The organism is Pseudomonas sp. P5_A12, assembly GCF_056400685.1.
Genome location: NZ_JBFUKU010000122.1, coordinates 1 through 15,708, shown reverse-complemented (window position 1 = coordinate 15,708; position 15,708 = coordinate 1). Strand labels below are relative to the sequence as shown.

General features: G+C 57.7%; 13 protein-coding genes. 3 read left to right on the top strand and 10 right to left on the bottom strand.

Annotated elements, in window-relative coordinates; genetic code table 11:
• The 7 genes from AC1DSG_RS17165 to AC1DSG_RS17135 form a co-directional block, all read right to left on the bottom strand.
• Positions 1 to 686: TauD/TfdA dioxygenase family protein (locus tag AC1DSG_RS17165; RefSeq protein WP_477791955.1), on the bottom strand; the 686-nt coding region annotated here is incomplete at its 3' end.
• Positions 687 to 973: 287 nt separating this feature from the next.
• On the bottom strand, positions 974 to 1,627 hold the full coding sequence (locus AC1DSG_RS17160) for a tetratricopeptide repeat protein (RefSeq protein WP_477791954.1): 654 nt from the start codon (positions 1,625 to 1,627) through the stop codon (positions 974 to 976).
• Positions 1,628 to 1,771: 144 nt separating this feature from the next.
• On the bottom strand, positions 1,772 to 2,395 hold the full coding sequence (locus AC1DSG_RS17155; RefSeq protein ID WP_477791953.1) for an NIPSNAP family protein: 624 nt from the start codon (positions 2,393 to 2,395) through the stop codon (positions 1,772 to 1,774).
• A 182-nt stretch (positions 2,396 to 2,577) separates the two neighbouring features.
• Positions 2,578 to 4,578, bottom strand: a complete 2,001-nt coding sequence (locus AC1DSG_RS17150; protein ID WP_477791956.1) for a peptidase U32 family protein — start codon at positions 4,576 to 4,578, stop codon at positions 2,578 to 2,580.
• A gap of 272 nt (positions 4,579 to 4,850) precedes the next feature.
• Positions 4,851 to 5,561 (bottom strand): flavodoxin family protein, encoded by a 711-nt coding sequence (locus AC1DSG_RS17145; RefSeq protein ID WP_477791952.1) that lies wholly within the window; start codon positions 5,559 to 5,561, stop codon positions 4,851 to 4,853.
• 329 nt (positions 5,562 to 5,890) lie between these two features.
• The gene (locus AC1DSG_RS17140) at positions 5,891 to 6,487 is read right to left on the bottom strand and encodes a LysE family translocator (RefSeq protein WP_477791951.1); all 597 of its coding nucleotides are present in this window, start codon (positions 6,485 to 6,487) and stop codon (positions 5,891 to 5,893) included.
• Between the two features lie 108 nt (positions 6,488 to 6,595).
• The gene (locus tag AC1DSG_RS17135) at positions 6,596 to 7,432 is read right to left on the bottom strand and encodes an AraC family ligand binding domain-containing protein (RefSeq protein WP_477791950.1); all 837 of its coding nucleotides are present in this window, start codon (positions 7,430 to 7,432) and stop codon (positions 6,596 to 6,598) included.
• Between the two features lie 345 nt (positions 7,433 to 7,777).
• On the opposite strand from AC1DSG_RS17135, the gene AC1DSG_RS17130 reads away from it, so the two are divergent.
• Positions 7,778 to 9,100, top strand: coding sequence for a DUF1329 domain-containing protein (locus tag AC1DSG_RS17130; RefSeq protein WP_477791949.1), 1,323 nt, complete (start codon positions 7,778 to 7,780; stop codon positions 9,098 to 9,100).
• 171 nt (positions 9,101 to 9,271) lie between these two features.
• Here AC1DSG_RS17130 and AC1DSG_RS17125 read toward each other — a convergent pair whose 3' ends face one another.
• The 3 genes from AC1DSG_RS17125 to AC1DSG_RS17115 all read right to left on the bottom strand — a co-directional run bounded on the left by AC1DSG_RS17125 (position 9,272) and on the right by AC1DSG_RS17115 (position 12,062).
• Positions 9,272 to 10,036, bottom strand: coding sequence for a DeoR/GlpR family DNA-binding transcription regulator (locus AC1DSG_RS17125; protein WP_477791948.1), 765 nt, complete (start codon positions 10,034 to 10,036; stop codon positions 9,272 to 9,274).
• Between the two features lie 83 nt (positions 10,037 to 10,119).
• Positions 10,120 to 11,034, bottom strand: coding sequence for an ROK family protein (locus AC1DSG_RS17120; protein WP_477791947.1), 915 nt, complete (start codon positions 11,032 to 11,034; stop codon positions 10,120 to 10,122).
• Positions 11,031 to 12,062 carry an SIS domain-containing protein gene (locus AC1DSG_RS17115; protein ID WP_477791946.1) on the bottom strand — a complete coding sequence of 344 codons (1,032 nt, stop codon included), beginning with the start codon at positions 12,060 to 12,062 and terminating at the stop codon, positions 11,031 to 11,033. Before AC1DSG_RS17115 ends, AC1DSG_RS17120 begins: the two co-directional genes overlap by 4 nt.
• A 225-nt stretch (positions 12,063 to 12,287) precedes the next feature.
• Here AC1DSG_RS17115 and AC1DSG_RS17110 point away from each other — a divergent pair, with 225 nt between their 5' ends.
• Positions 12,288 to 13,784, top strand: coding sequence for an APC family permease (locus tag AC1DSG_RS17110; RefSeq protein WP_477791945.1), 1,497 nt, complete (start codon positions 12,288 to 12,290; stop codon positions 13,782 to 13,784).
• Between the two features lie 73 nt (positions 13,785 to 13,857).
• Complete coding sequence (locus AC1DSG_RS17105; RefSeq protein WP_477791944.1) at positions 13,858 to 15,456, top strand: choline dehydrogenase; 1,599 nt, start codon at positions 13,858 to 13,860, stop codon at positions 15,454 to 15,456.
• Positions 15,457 to 15,708 lie beyond the last annotated feature (252 nt).

The window sequence follows — 15,708 nt, the reverse complement described above, 5'->3', positions numbered from 1 at the left end:
GTGTTGTCGACATGGGTAATACGGTCGTGGAACAGGCGAATCAGTTGTTTCGAATCGCTATTGCTTACTCCCTGTATCTGTTTGACAAAGTGCCCCAACAACAAACTTCTTTCACCTGACTCCGGGTGCACCCGCACTAAGGGATGTTCGGTCTCGTAGACTTCAGCGGTAAACTGTTCGCGGTAACGTTTGAGCCCCGCCTCATTGGTATTACGCGGCGTCGCATAGTCATATAAGTTGGTGTGCAACGCGCGTAGATTATCGGCCAGTTGTTTTAATGGCTCGGGCAAGTCGGCATAGGCCGCCGCAGTATTGGCCCACACGGTATCGCCGCCATAAGGTGGAATAACCACACCGCGCAAGATGGATATTTTCGGGTAGTTGGCAACAAAAGTGACATCGGTATGCCAGGAATTGGCGCGGGTTTCCTTGGCGTCCAGGTGCAGAATGGCGGCGCTTTGTTCCGCAGAACGCACGGTCGGATGCGGCACCTGATCACCGAAGCGCCGGGAAAAAGCTTCGTGCTCGGCGTCATCCAGATGTTGGTTGCGAAAGAACAGCACTTTATATTTCAACAGTGCCTGATTAATAAAATCGAAATCTTCAGCACTGATGTGCTCACCCAGTTTCACGCCTTCCAGTTGCGCGCCAATTCGACCAGCGACGGGTTTGATTTGAATGGCCATCGAGCTACCTCCTGTCTCACGAGTAGTTGTGGGACAGATCATAAAGACATAAAAGCACCCGTGACTAATCACAAATTATTCTAAAGATATAAGTACACCCATATACCAAATCAACTATCTGACTTGACGAAAATCTATAAGCCAAAGGTTATTAGCTCATAACTTTTTAGTTGATTGATTGAGCGCATTTGAGTCACAACGAAACCGAAGCAACACTATCTGGTAGTCGAGGTCACTAAAGTCCAAGGTTGTGTGAGTACACTTGGCCGACTAGCGCCAGATGGCCATTAAGAAATTGAACCGCGCACCAGGTAAGCGCCTATCGGAACCCGATATCGCAGTTTCTTGCACTTGCCGGGGGCAGGCTGTTGCCCGGGCGGACGATCGGGAAACCAGATGCGGCATTTACCCGGAGGCGGCCAATGGCCACGGGGAATTTCAACCTCATCGTATGTGGGCTCTGGCTTGATGGAAGCCACTTGCAACTCTGCTTCGCGGCGCCTTTGGGCCTCCTCTACGAGGCCTTTCTGTACTGCGACCCGGTCCTCCCTGGCGTTGGGTGAGGTACCCGAGGCGTTGGCCTGCTGCGCCGCCTGGATCAATTGGAGGTTGCGGTTGCGTAACTCGACGTTGCGACCCACCCGCATGTTCGAGCGCGCCGCCAACGTTTCAGCCTGCTGGTACTGCCCCTGCTGAAGACGCAACACACCGAGGTAATGCAGCGTTGCGGGATTGTTCGGCTGGATATGCAGGGCACGCTCCAGCGTGGCAGCGGCCTGGTCCAACTGGCCATTTTCATACTGCCGCGAGGCGGTTTCGATCAGGGTGGTCGATGCGCTGTTACTTTGCGAAGCCGCTCTTCGCTCGGCAGCAACCGAGCCAAGCGACGCGACGGCGCAGAACGCCAGGATAAGACCCGGCAGAAAATTCTTGTTTGGCATCAGGGGCGCACTCGGCTGATCTCAGATGGCGCTGCGGTAAAACAGGCACCATCGCTGCTCGGCATCTCCAATACAGCGCCGTACTGACCTGGCCATCCCCCTGAAGTTCCCGGTGCAGGCACCAATTACTGCGCCTTCACACCCTCATTGCAATGGCGAAAAGGCCGCAGGCAGGTAAATCGTCGAACGCATGTCACGCAGTTGCGGACCGGAGTTCTCGGGTGGCCAGACACCGTCTGCCACGGCTTGAGTCCGCACTTGCAGGCGCTGCTCCAGGGTTGACCACGGCCAAATGTGCAGGTAGCGCGGCAAGGCACCGTCGGTAGCATAAAACGCCGCATACACCGGCGAATACGGCTCGGCGGTACGCGGCTCCACGGCCTTGCTCCAGCCATCGAGTGTCGGTTGCAACCCGGAGCTGATCAGGTCGTACACGCGCATTTCGTAATACGGCCCGTGTTTTCCGGCGCTCAAGGGATTGAGGAACGGGAACAAGTTGTAATTTTCGATTCGCAGGTCGGTGATAAAGGCGTTGATACCGAACGCTTCGCCCTCCAACAGAAAGCGCTCGCGCTCCGCTTGCCGCTGTCCTTCGTCGGCATAACCGCGCAGCACGGCAATTTGATTCAGCTGGCCGATTTCCGACGCCCAGCACCCCATCAGCGCCCCCCCCACACCGGGCTTGGCCAGCGCTGCCTCGATTCGGACCAGTGCTTCTGCAACCGTTCGCACACGCACCGTAAAAGTCATCAGTTCAAACAATCGCATAACCTGCTCCGCCAATTCGTTGCCTTCAGCCTAACCCGGAGCCTCTATGGTGAGATATTGAGCCGAACCCCTTGGCGTACGGCGATCACCTTAGTGCTCTAGGTAGTTTCTTTATGGCGACAGTCAGCAGGTAAGCCCAGGCGAGTACACCCACCGCTCGATGCGGCGTACTCGCCTGTCACTCAATGCGGCGCGCGAGGAATCGTCTTCAGCAGGTCTTCGGGACTGATATAACCCACGACCGGCTCCGAGACACTGCCCGGCAGCGGCAGGTCAAGGATGTGGCCCTTGATCTTGCCGATGACGTGCATTTCGCAAGGTTTGCAGTCGAACTTCAGCGTCAGCACTTCGTCACCGTGCACCAGTTGCATCGGCGCGACCTTGGTGCGTACACCGGTGACGCCTTTGGCTTGCTTGGGGCAGAGATTGAAGGAGAAACGCAGGCAGTGCTTGGTGATCATCACCGGCACTTCCCCGGTTTCTTCATGGGCTTCAAATGCTGCGTCAATCAGCTTGACGCCATGACGGTGATAAAAGTCCCGGGCCTTCTGGTTGTAGACGTTGGCCAGGAAGGACAAGTGCGACTCCGGATACACCGGCGGCGGATTGGTTTCGGCCTTGCGATGACCTCTTGGATGGGCGAGCAGACGGGCCACGGTCAACGCGTCAATCACTTCGCGGCGCAAGGCTTTGAGCTGCGAGTTGGGAACGAAGAACGCCTGGGGTGCATCCAGCTCAATGGCGGTGGCGTGATAGTCCGTGGTGCCCAGTTGACCGAGCAGATCGCGCAGTTGCTCCAATGCCTGCTCCGGCTTGTTGGCCAGGCCGAACGGACCGTCCAGAGACAAGCTGGCGCTGACGCCCTCCTCGCTCGTGGCGGTCAATTGCAGGCGCTGCTCGTCAAGATGCGCAACCCAACTCAAACCAATACGACGCTCGGCAGAGGTCTTCTGCAAGGCTTGCTGCCAGTTATGGTCAAGGTTGCGGCTCAGTGGATGGTTGGGCCGCAACTTGAACATCCCATCCGGCATCTCGTTGGGTTCGACACGGTAACGATAGCGCTTCTGGCCCTCTTCGAGGAATTCACCCTTGGGCTCGGCGATGTTGGCGCGAAAGCCCACCACCTCGCGCTTGATCTGCACGTTCAGGCCGTCGCCATTGGACAGCGGTTCGAAGGTCACCACCTGCAAATCACGCTTGCCCACCTTCTCCACCACGCCCACCGACAAGCCCGTAAAGGTCGGTGAGTCGAAGGCGCCAATGTCGATCTTGCGCTCACTGACGAAATAGTCGGTGCTGCCACGGTGGAAGGTCTTGTCCGGGTCGGGCACGAAGAAGTGTGCGGTGCGGCCGCTGGATGCCCGAGCCAGATCCGGACGATCTTCAAGCACGTCGTCCAGACGCTGACGGTAATAGGCCGTGATGTTCTTCACATAGCCCATGTCCTTGTAGCGCCCTTCGATCTTGAACGAACGAACGCCCGCTTCGACCAACGCGCGGATGTTGGCGCTCTGGTTGTTGTCTTTCATCGACAGCAGGTGTTTTTCGTAGGCGACTACCCGGCCCTGGTCGTCCTTGAGGGTATAAGGCAATCGACAGGCCTGGGAGCAATCGCCACGGTTGGCGCTACGACCGTTCTGTGCGTGGGAAATATTGCACTGCCCGGAGAACGCCACACACAACGCGCCGTGGATGAAGAACTCGATCGCCGCATCGGTCTCGTCGGCGATGGCGCGAATCTCTTGCAGATTCAGCTCGCGAGCCAGTACCAGTTGGGAGAAACCCGCCTGGTCCAGAAACTTTGCCCGCGCCAGTGTGCGGATGTCGGTCTGGGTGCTGGCGTGCAGCTCGATCGGCGGGATATCCAGCTCCATCACGCCCAGATCCTGAACGATCAACGCGTCGACACCAGCATCGTACAGCTGATGGATCAGCTTGCGCGCCGGCTCCAGTTCGTTGTCATGCAGAATCGTGTTGATCGTGGTGAACACTCGGGCGTGGTAGCGACGGGCGAACTCCACGAGTCGGGCAATATCGCTGACTTCGTTGCAGGCGTTGTGGCGGGCGCCGAAGCTCGGGCCACCGATGTACACGGCGTCGGCGCCATGCAGGATGGCTTCGCGAGCGATGCTGACGTCACGGGCGGGGCTGAGCAGTTCCAGGTGATGTTTGGGCAGAGACATATTTTTTATCTGGTTATCACGGTCGAGGTGCGCATTGTAGCCGCCAAAAGCCTGATGGGCACGCGGGGCGACGGAATGGAGGCTGTCACTCATCCATGACATCCAGAGCGTCAAGGGTCTCGGTCCTGACAGGCAGCTTTGGGCGATGGATTCAACCGGCCGATGCAAACAGCACAGACGCCTGAATGGAAATGTTCACGCAAGTCCAACAGCTGCCGAAAGTTTCAATGACAACCAAATGCGTCGCCATCTTCTTCTGGCATTCGGGGTGATCATACGATGCTCGCCTCGGCGATCCGATCTACCAGACCATTCGCGAATGCCTGCGCCTGCCCGACATAGCTGGGCGGCAGAGTGGCTGGCGGAATCTTGATTCCCAGGTAGCGATCCTTGGTGACACCCATCGAGAGAAAGCTGAACAGCGCCAGCATCGAATCAACTGGACCACCGCCAGCCGTGAAGTGGCTGCCATCCACGTATTGGCCGCCACGTTTGACACCGAGCTGTTTCAGGATTTTCAAGTCGTCACGCCAATAGCGGTGGGCCACTGCAACGGCGGCAAAGGGCTTTCCGGAAAGCAGTGTCCCGGCGAGGTCGGATTCGAGAAATGATCGAATCGGCATGCAGGGGTGCAGCCACCAGGTCGGCGATGCGATGCAGACCAGATCGTAGTGGCTGTCGCGAGCTTCGTCCGGGATAACAATCTGGCCGGTCACACCCCGCAGTTGCGGCAGGACCATGCCGAAAATGTCGCGGTACGCATGGCGCAGAGGAAAGCTGGAGAACCGGCCCGCGTACTGGGGGTCCGTGAACTCTAGCCTGGCCAGTCGCACCTCGCAGCCTCGTTCGCGCAGAGCATCTGCCATGACCTCGACCACCAGCCGCGTCTGCTGGCTGTAGGTGTAGTAAACAAACAGGACCGACTTTCCGGCAAGACTCATATCGATTGCTCCGGGCTCGCGCCGCAGGTTATTCAACCACAACGCTGGCCTCCTTCTCCCTTGTACTATTTCAGCCACTCAATGAGCGACCGCCGAGTCTTGGAGGGCTAGTTGTTTCCACTGATATTGAAAGCAGAAAGGACGCGGGCTTGAGATTGATATCGCGACTACTGCGGATGACCTGAGCGTAGCAGCAGATTCTTGGTTCGCCGCGCAGATGGGCTTGATGCATCCAGGCTTCCTCTGACTCGGAGCGGGGCTCTGTGCCCAACAGGCTTTCCCTTATTCCAAGGCTGCTGATGGCTGTATCTAACAATAGCGCGTCAAGGTCCAGCGGCTGATTAAAGCACCCAGTCCAGGCAATGCTCGATCTACATCAAAACGGTCAACCAGGCCGACACCAGTAGCAAAAAAGCCAGTGCATGGTTCATGCGTTTGAACGCCTGTGGCGAACCAAAAACCCGAGCACTGCCCACGCCGAGCACCGCCCACAGGGTCATGCACGGCAAGGAGACCAACAGAAACACCAGCGACAACACCACCAGCCGCAGGGTCTTGTCGCCGCCACCGACAAATACGCTCACCACTGCCACCGCCATCATCCAGACCTTGGGGTTGACCAATTGCAGGGTGGCCGCGCCGACCACGCTGAGACCCTCGTCGCGTGAGGTAGCCGGGTCCAGGGATGGCGGTGCGCTTTGAAAGATCTGCCAGGCCAGCCAACTCAACCAAAGCACACCGGCCCAGGCCATTGCCTGCTGCACACGGGGAAACCGAAGCAGCGTTTCGCCCACGCCGAGCCCGACTGCAAACACAATCAGTGCCGCCGCCGCGCATGCGCCAAAAATGATGGGCAGTGTGGCACCCAGCCCCCACCGCGAACTGTGACTCAACACCAGAATATTGGTCGGTCCCGGGGTAATCGAGGCAACGAACGCAAACAGCAGGAACGGCAGCAACGATTCCATGGCTCAGACTCCCTGAAGGCGCATCGAAGGGGCAGAAAAGAACAGCGAAAAGGACATGGCATGGACTCCTTGATCAAACAGGAAACCATGGTCGCGTGTCAGCGGGATTCAGTCTGGAAGGTTTGAGCAGCGCTTGCGGTAATCCGCGGGTGTGAGCTGGTAGGCACGGCGAAACCAGCGCCCCATATGGCTTTGATCGGCGAACCCGAGAGCACTGGCCACCTGTGCCGGCGACTCGCCCCGCGCCAGCAGCTGCCGTGCCTTGGCCAGTCGCAGCTGGATCAAATAAGCATGAGGCGCCAGCCCAAAGGCAGCCTTGAAGGCTCGCGTCAGACGAAAGCGATCAACGCCACAGGCCTGGGCCAGATCATCCAGTCCGATGTCCTCGTAGGCATGGGTATGCAGATAGTCACGCGCAACCTGGGCCACCAACGGCAGGCGTGGATCAAAGGTTTGACGCTTGCGCCAATCAAGGTGGCAAGTGAGCGAACCCAACAAGGCGTCGATGGCACTCTGGCGCACGATGCGCAAGTCACTCTCATGAAGCGCATGGAAGGCTCGATAAATGGCAGTGGCCAGGCCCGGATCCTGGCTCAGGGTGTCGGAAAAACCCGGTTGACTGTTGGTCGGCGCGTGTTCAAACAACGCGAGCAACTCCCGTTCCAGCCAGTGCGGATCGAGGTAGAGCATGGAATAGGTAAACCCCTCCTCGGTCGGCGCATGTCCATCGTGAATCTCTCCAGGCTCCAGCATGAATACTTTGCCCGGCGTACTGAGGTGGCGAACGCGCCGGCAATTGAACTGCTGCACGCCCTGCTCGGTGACCCCCACCAGATAACTGTCATGCCAGTGCGGATCGTAGGCATGTCCCTGAAAATGGGCACGAATCGATTCAATCCCGGTATCGGCATCCTGGGACAGCTCAATCCAGTTGCGTTTATCCACGCAAGGCTCCAGAGGTAATGATTCAGCTTTGAACTGTGTGGACGACCAAATTACCGCGCTTTGGAAAAGCACGTTTAGAAGATTTGTGCAGGTGGGTGCTGTGCCGGTCATGACCGACAAGGCGCTGCCGGCCCTGACTGAACCAATCACAGCCGCCATGCCCGCGGAACATGTTGGCTCTGTCATGAAAAGCCAAGCGAATGTCGTCAAATGACATGCGCCCCCGATTCGGGGGCTTTTTAATGGGAGCTATAAAAAAGCATCTGGCGATTGAGCCAGTCTGGTCGCTCACAAGGCGCACCTGCGTCACGAGTTGCCTGGTACGCCAGGCAGGAGAACAACAATATGAAATTCGTGAAAAGTTTACTGTCTACTTCTCTGCTCATGGCCCTGGCCATCGATGCACAGGCCTATGTATCGAGTCAGGAAGCCGCCCAACTGGGTACCAGCCTGACAATGGTAGGCGCGGAAAAGGCCGGTAATGCCGATGGTTCCATCCCGCCTTATAGCGGCGGTCTGACCACTGCCCCAGCCAGTTTCAAGGCCGGTGACAGCATGCGCCCGGATCCCTATGCGGGCGAGAAACCACTGCTGGTGATCAATGGCAAGAACGTTGAGCAGTACAAAGGCATGCTGACGGCCACCACCGTCGAATTGGCCAAGCGCCACCCCGAATACCGCATCGACGTGTACCCGACCCACCGCACCGCCTCGCTGCCGCAGGCGGTACTGGAAAACAGCCGCAAGAACGCCACTGGCGCCACGTCCCTAAACGGCGGAATAGCCTTCGACAATGTATTGCCCGGCGTGCCGTTCCCAATCCCGAAATCGGGTGCCGAGGCGATGTGGAATTTCCTGCTGCGCTATCAGGGCGTCAACATCCGTTCCAAGTACGACTCCTGGAACGTCGACTCGGCGGGTGTGGCGAGCCTGGCGGTCACCGGCGAGGCATTCGTCTCCTTCCCGATTTACGAGAACCTGACGAAGCCCATCAGCAACTCCGACCTCTACTACCAGTTGAAACTGGCCTATACCGGACCTGCGCGGCGCGCCGGCGAGTCGATCATGCTCAAGAACGCCACCAACCCGCTGCAGCGTCCTGGCCGTGCCTGGCAGTACATGCCGGCCCAGCGCCGGGTCAAACAGATTTCTATCCTGGCCTACGACACTCCGAACCCCGGTACCGCCCGTGCACTCGAACTGTACGACTGGACGCTGGTGGGCAAGCAAGAAATGATCGTGCCCTATAACACCTACAAACTGACCTATGCCCGGGATGCCAAGTCGCTGACCACCCCAAACTTCATTTCCCCGGACTTCGTACGCTGGGAAAAACACCGCGTCTACGTCGTCGAGGGCAACCTCAAGGCCGGTGCAACGCACATCTACCAGAAACGCCGCTTTTACCTGGACGAAGACACCTGGGCCGCAGTGGCTTCCGATCAGTACGACACAAGTGGCCAGCTTTTCCGAGGCTCCTTCGCGTTTCTCAGCCAGAGCTATGACGAGCAGGTCCCGGATGCCACCCCGTTCATGACATACGATCTGTCGCGCGGCACCTACAACATCAATGGCGTGGTCGGCCCTCATGGCGGTATTCACTATACCGAGGCGCTATCGACGGCGCAGTGGGTGCCTGAATCCATGGCGGGTGCGGGCGTTCGCTAGGTGCAATGAACTCTAGTTTCAGGACGAGACACTGAAATGCATAAAGCCCCGCCCCCCCAAAGGGGGCGGGGCTTTTTACTGCACACCATTTTGAAACAACGCCTTCGCCTGCCCTTGGCATTTTCTGCGTCAGGTTTAGATAATCTGCCAGGAGGTCATTCCACCCGTGACCTAGCGGACGGATACAACCTCAAGCTTGTCGGCATAAGTCTGCCGATGCTTGATGATGTGCTGATCATCCGTAATGACTTTGGTGATGGCATCGAGGCTGCAAACATGTGAAAAAGCTTTGTATCCGAGCTTCGAGCTGTCGGCCAAGACGATGGTCTGATTCGCAGAGGCAATCATCGCTTGCTTGATCGGAATTTCGACCGTGTTGATGTTGGTGATACCACTTTCGGGGTGCACGCCTTCGGCCCCCAGGAAAGCCCAATCGGTGTGGATGTTTTCGAACTTCTGAACGGTGTCGGGCCCCACCAACGTGAAGACGTTGTTGAGCATCATGCCACCCGCGACATGCAACGTAATGCTCGGGTGTTGGGAGAGTTGCATTGCGATCATCAAATCATTGGTAATGACCGTAATGTTCTTGCGCGCCTTCAAGGCCAGCGCTAACTGAAACACCGTTGAACCATTGTCGAGAATGATAGATTGACCGTCCTCGATATAGTCCAGCGCGGCCAGGGCAATAGCGGCTTTACCTTGTTCATGCATGTTGCGCCGTACGTTGTACGGCGTATCGCCTTGATGGGCGTCCTGGGAAGGGAGCACGCCGCCGTGGGTACGAATCAGTTTGCCGTTGTTCTCCAGGAATGACAGGTCCCGGCGGATGGTGGAACTGTCGACCGAGAACATTTCGGATAACTCTGCGGCATTGAAGTAGCCACGTTCTTTAATGAGTTCCACGATCTGGAGCCGCCGTTCGGACGCTGTCATTATTTGCTCATCTACTGAAAGGAATTGCACGATTGCGTGCAAAGAGTAGCTATTTCACCCCTTGAACGCAAAGTACCTGACCATTAGGAAAGCAGTGCCGCGCCGATGGCGCCCGCTCCATCACCCAACGCTGAAACCACAATACGTGTGCTCAATTCGAAACCTTTTGAACGCCTCAACGAAACCTGAACCGCGTCTTCATATAACGGAAAAAGCTGCGCCGCACTGCCGCTCAGCACGGTTAGATCAGGCCCGTAGAGCGACATCAACGCACCAAGTCCCCGACCGACCTGATGTCCGTATCGTTCAAACAGCCGGGCAATTCGGGAATCGCGCCGGCAGAGGTCACGATAGAAATCCAGATCATGTTGTTCATAGGCGACCTCGGGTAAGAGTCGCGCCAGCTCTGCCTGCAACCAAGTGCGTGAAGCCAGGGTTTCCCAGCAACCAGACAAGCCACAGTAGCAAGGCGTGTCCGTGTAGCCGACAGGAATATGCCCGCCCTCCGGGTGCGCACCGGTTGCCGTCCGCAATGGCTGGCCATCGATTAGCAACGCCACGCCAACACCCGTCCCGAGCGTGACGGCGAGCATTCTGCGGCTGGCAATACCGGCCCCGAGATGAAACTCCCCCAGGGCGGCAGTTACCGCATCATTGTCGATACGGACCGGCACCTGAAGTTGCGCCGACAACTGAGCAACCAGTGGCAAAGCGGAGAAGGTCGGTAGCGTGCAGGGGTTTTCAATGACCCCCGCAACGGTATCTACCGGCCCGCTGGCACCGATCCCCAACGACAACAGCGTTTTGTCGTCCGGGACGAGTGCACGGATGCTACGAGCCAGTTCCAACGCTCGATGCTGACGCTCGAAGCGTTCGAAAGACGACGTGGGCAGCGTGACAGCAGCGATTTCACGACGATCCTCGAGGACGACCACGCGAATGCCGGTGCCGCCGATGTCAACACCGGCCCGAACGCCTCCATCACCTGCCCCACTCATAGTTTCACCGTGATTTTATTGCCATAGAGAAATTCGCCTGGCACCAGTCCCCGGGCTCTCGCGAAGGTCACTGTAAAGTGCTGGACATAAAGAATCCCGGCGATAAGGCGGATAATTTCCTCATGCCCGCCAGTGGCCAACAGTTGGCTCTGAGCGTAAGCCTTTGGTCCGATCGTCACCACTGTCGTACCGTTGGTGAGCAGGTCCTGAGCGAGGGTTTCAAGAGTGCTGTCAGTACCGTCGCCGATCAGTAACGCGATCATTCCGGGGCCCGAGGTTTCCAGTGGTCCGTGGCGAAACTCTCCACCCAGATACCCCTCGGCCATGACTTTGCACGCTTCCTTGAGAATCAACGCGCCCGTCATCGCCGTGGCACCGTCAGCACCAATACCCACCAACGCAATGCGTGGCTCGGCATTGTCGAAGGCTTCGTCGGTCAGCTGTTGAACGCCCTGACGGTTTTTGATCAGGCTCGCCATATGCTCCCGAAAAACGCTCAGCGTTTCCAGTAACTGCGTTTCACTTTCGCCCCGCAACGCCAGAGAGATACGGTATTGCGCTACCAGAGTGTTGACGTAGCTTTTCGAACTGACAGTAGCCTCACTCCCGGATTTGAGCGCCACCAAAATATCGCAAACCTGGGCCAACGTACTGCTTTCAGCGTTGGTGACGCCAATGATGGTCTTCGGCCGTTTCGCCCCGGTCAACTGCGACAGTAGCGTGACAATTTCGCCGCTCATGCCCGACTGCGAAGTCGCCCATAAAAGAGTGCTGGAAGTAATCAGCTGTGGGAAATCCAGCAAACGGCCCGCGTCGATGCGCCAGACCGGATAGCCACGCGCAGCAAGGTCGCGTTCAATCGGCAGTGCGGTGTAATCGGAAGACCCCATGCCCGTGAGAATGATTCGGTCGTAGGCTGCCAGGTCCAATTCAGCAAGGGCAGCGGGCAACTTGTAAGCCAACTGATCGTCCAGAGCGGCAATCTGGTCGTTAATGTCGAGTTCATAAGGACTGGCAGGAAAAGGCATCAGGAAACTCCGAGGTCAATGTGCGTGTTTTTTAATGCTATATGCACGATATCGCGCAGTCAATGCACATATTTAACCTATTAACGCGAGCAGTCATGCGCAACCCGCCTTAAAAATACGCGATATGGGGTATTGACTGCACGTTATCGTGCATCGATACTCGTAACCTCAGAGGCCCGGTGCGCACTACCGCTCCTCGTACCACAATAAGATGAGGAGATATCGATGAACGACGATCACCCCCACGCGGTGCCGGCCACCGGTTTGCAAAGTAACTCTGTCGGCCTGGTCACGGTGCTGATGCAAAGTATTGCCCAGATCGCCCCCGCAGTCGGTGTGCTGACGACCATTGCGTTCAATACCCAGCAAGCGGGTCTCGGCGCACCTTCGGCGTATATCGCGGCCTTTATCATTGGCTTAATTGTTGCCGTGTCCCTCGCGCAATTGGGCAAGCACTTTCCCTCCGCAGGCGGTTTCTACACCTACGTCAGCGCCACGGTCGGCCCGAGCGCTGGCTTCATGGTTGGTTGGCTCTATTCCTGGATTGTGGCGCTGATTCCGGGTGGACTGGCCGCCTTCACCGGGTACGTTTTGCAAACTGAAATCAGCAAGAACTACGGAATAAATATTCCGTGGCAGTACATCGCGGGCGCCATCTTGCTGATCGTGGGCTTCATCGCCTACAAGGGCATCAAGACTTCTGGAAAGATGCTGACTGTGCTGTCGGTGGTGGAAATGTTGATCATCGCTGCGCTGGCGGTGGGCGGGTTGATGTCTCCGGGTGAAGGCGGAGTGTCGCTGGAGGGGTTCAATCCCGCCAACAGCACCAGTTCCCACGGGTTTTTCCTGGCGGTGGTGTTGTCGATTTTCGCGTTCACGGGTTGGGAAGGCGCGGCGGCTGTAGCTGAAGAAGCGCGCAATCCGCGCAAAGTCATCCCGCAAGCCATCATCGGGTCGCTGATTCTGCTAGGCGTCTATTACGTGTTCTGCGCCTGGGGCATTCAGACCGGCTGGGGCATTGCGCACCTTGATACGCTGGCCGACTCCAAGGACAGCCCTGCATTCGCTGTCGCTCATCGGCTGTGGGGCAATGGCTGGATTCTTATTCTTCTGGCACTGCTTAACTCCGGGATCGCGGTGTGCATCGCCTGCACCGTAGACTCGACGCGCAACTGGTACGCCATGGCCCGCGCGGAAGCGATTCCTGGCTGGTTGAAAAAAGTTCATCCCGTGCACCGCACTCCGCACACGGCGATCCTGACCCAAACGATTCTGGCGTTGATCGTCGGGCTGGTTGGAGGCAGTTTCATGCAACCCGACCAAGCCTTCTTCATGCTGGCGACACTGGCGACCATCATTTACGTGTTCGTTTACTTCATGGGGAACATTGGTGTCGCGCGCTTCTTCACTACCGTCATGCGCAAGGACTTGAATGTCATCGTGCATATCGTCTTCCCGATCATCTCGACCATCGCGCTGTTCACCGTTCTTTACTACTCGCTCGTGCCGCTGCCGGAGCCTCCGGTGGGTTATGCACCGATCGCTTTCGTCGTGCTGATGGTTCTCGGCTTGTGGCGCCTGGTGCACCTCAAACGCAGCGGCAGCAACACGTGGAAGACGCTGTCCAAGTACGTGGTCGAGAACGACAGTCGCGCCAATGCGTCACCAGACCAAACGTCGTCCGCGGTGCGCAGCGCTCTTTCTGACGCGCGCAAAGCCTGACACCTCGATTCAAGGCGGCCCCGGTTTTCAAGGGGCTGTTTCAGCCAAACATGTCTTTACCGGGTTACTCAAGATGGTCAATAAGGTTAACGAATTCGATTACGTCATCGTCGGTGCAGGATCGGCAGGCTGTGTCCTGGCCAGCCGCCTGACTGAGGACTCCGCCGTCACGGTCTGCCTGATTGAGGCCGGCCCCAGCGACAAAAGCATTTTTATCAAGATGCCCGCTGCCTTGACGTTTCCAATTGAAAGCGATGTATTCAACTGGAAGTTCGAGAGCGAACCCGAGCCCGAACTGCATGACCGCGTGATCGGCCAGGCACGCGGCCGCTGCCTCGGCGGCAGTTCATCGATCAACGGAATGGTCTATGTCCGAGGCAGCGAAAAGGATTATGACCATTGGCGCACGCTGGGTGTCGAGGGCTGGGACTTTGCCGATTGCCTGCCGTTCTTCCGCAAGATGGAAAGTTTCGAAAATGGCGTTGACCCCACGCGCGGTGCGGACGGCCCGATCACCGTGGTGCGCAGCAAGGCTGACCACCCGCTGTATCAATCGTTTCTGGACGCAGGCCAGCAATTCGGCCTGGACGACGCCGGTGACTACAACAGCGGCAATCAGGAAGGCGTGCACGTCACGCAAGCCACCATCCGCAATGGCGTGCGCTGCAGCACCAGCCTGGCTTATTTGAAACCGGCCATTCGCCGGCCGAACCTGACGGTCCTGACCAATTGCCTGGTCAAACGCGTGAACCTGAACGGCAGTGTCGCCAGTGGCGTCACAGTCCAGCACAAGGGAGAACAGAAAGTCATCCATGCTGCCCGTGAAGTCGTGCTCTGCGCCGGCACCATTGGCTCGCCTCACCTGCTGATGCTGTCAGGTATTGGCAACCGCGATGAGCTTGCCACCCATGGCGTGATATCCCGCATGCACCTGCCCGGTGTCGGCGCCGACTTGCAGGATCATGTGGTCGCGCCATTACGCTTTCGTTCACCCGCAGGTGTGTCCATCTGCAAAGAACTGAATACCCTGGGACGGTTGAAGCTTGGAGTGCAATGGTCGCTGTTCAAGACAGGCCTTGGGGCAACGCCGTTCTTCGAAGTGGGTTCATTCTTCAAGAGCAGCGACGATGTCGATTACTTCAACATGCAGCATGAATTCCTGCCCTTCCTGGCGGACTTTCAGTCCGGCAAGGTGCACATCGCCGATGGCTTCCAATACTTCGTCAGTCAGATGCGTCCGCACAGTCGCGGCAATATCACGCTGCGTTCGGCCGACCCACGTCACAAACCGGTGATTCGCTTCAACTACCTGACCGATGAGCGGGACGTTACACAGATGGTCCAAGGCATTCGCAAAACCCTGCAAATGGTCGAGCAACCGGCCTGGTCGCGCTATCGCGGCGAGTCAGTGGACACGCCTGGCCTCAACGCAACGGACAACGAACTGACCGCGTGGTTGCGCCAAGTGGCCAACACCGAACACCACCCCACCAGTACTTGCCGCATGGGCGTGGACGACATGGCCGTCACCGACAGCCAGGGTTGTGTACATGGAGTGAGTCGCCTGCGGGTGGTCGATGGCTCAATCCTTCCGCGCGTTCCGACGGCCAATATCAACGCACCGATCATTATGGTGGCAGAGAAAATTGCCGCTTCAATAGGCGCCCGTTAACAGGTTGCCCTGCCCGGCCGCGGCATGAAAAGCGCGGCGGGGTGCACTCGCGTTATGTAGCAATACTTGCACAAGGAAACCCGCAGCGATGGCGTACTACCGCACCCCTAACGACGTGACCGCTCTGCCCGCCTGGCAAGCGCTGAATGATCACCGCCAAGCCATGCAGGATTTCAGCATGCGCGAAGCCTTCAATGCCGACCCGCAGCGTTTTACTCAATTTACCCTGAGCAGCTGCGGGCTGTTTCTCGA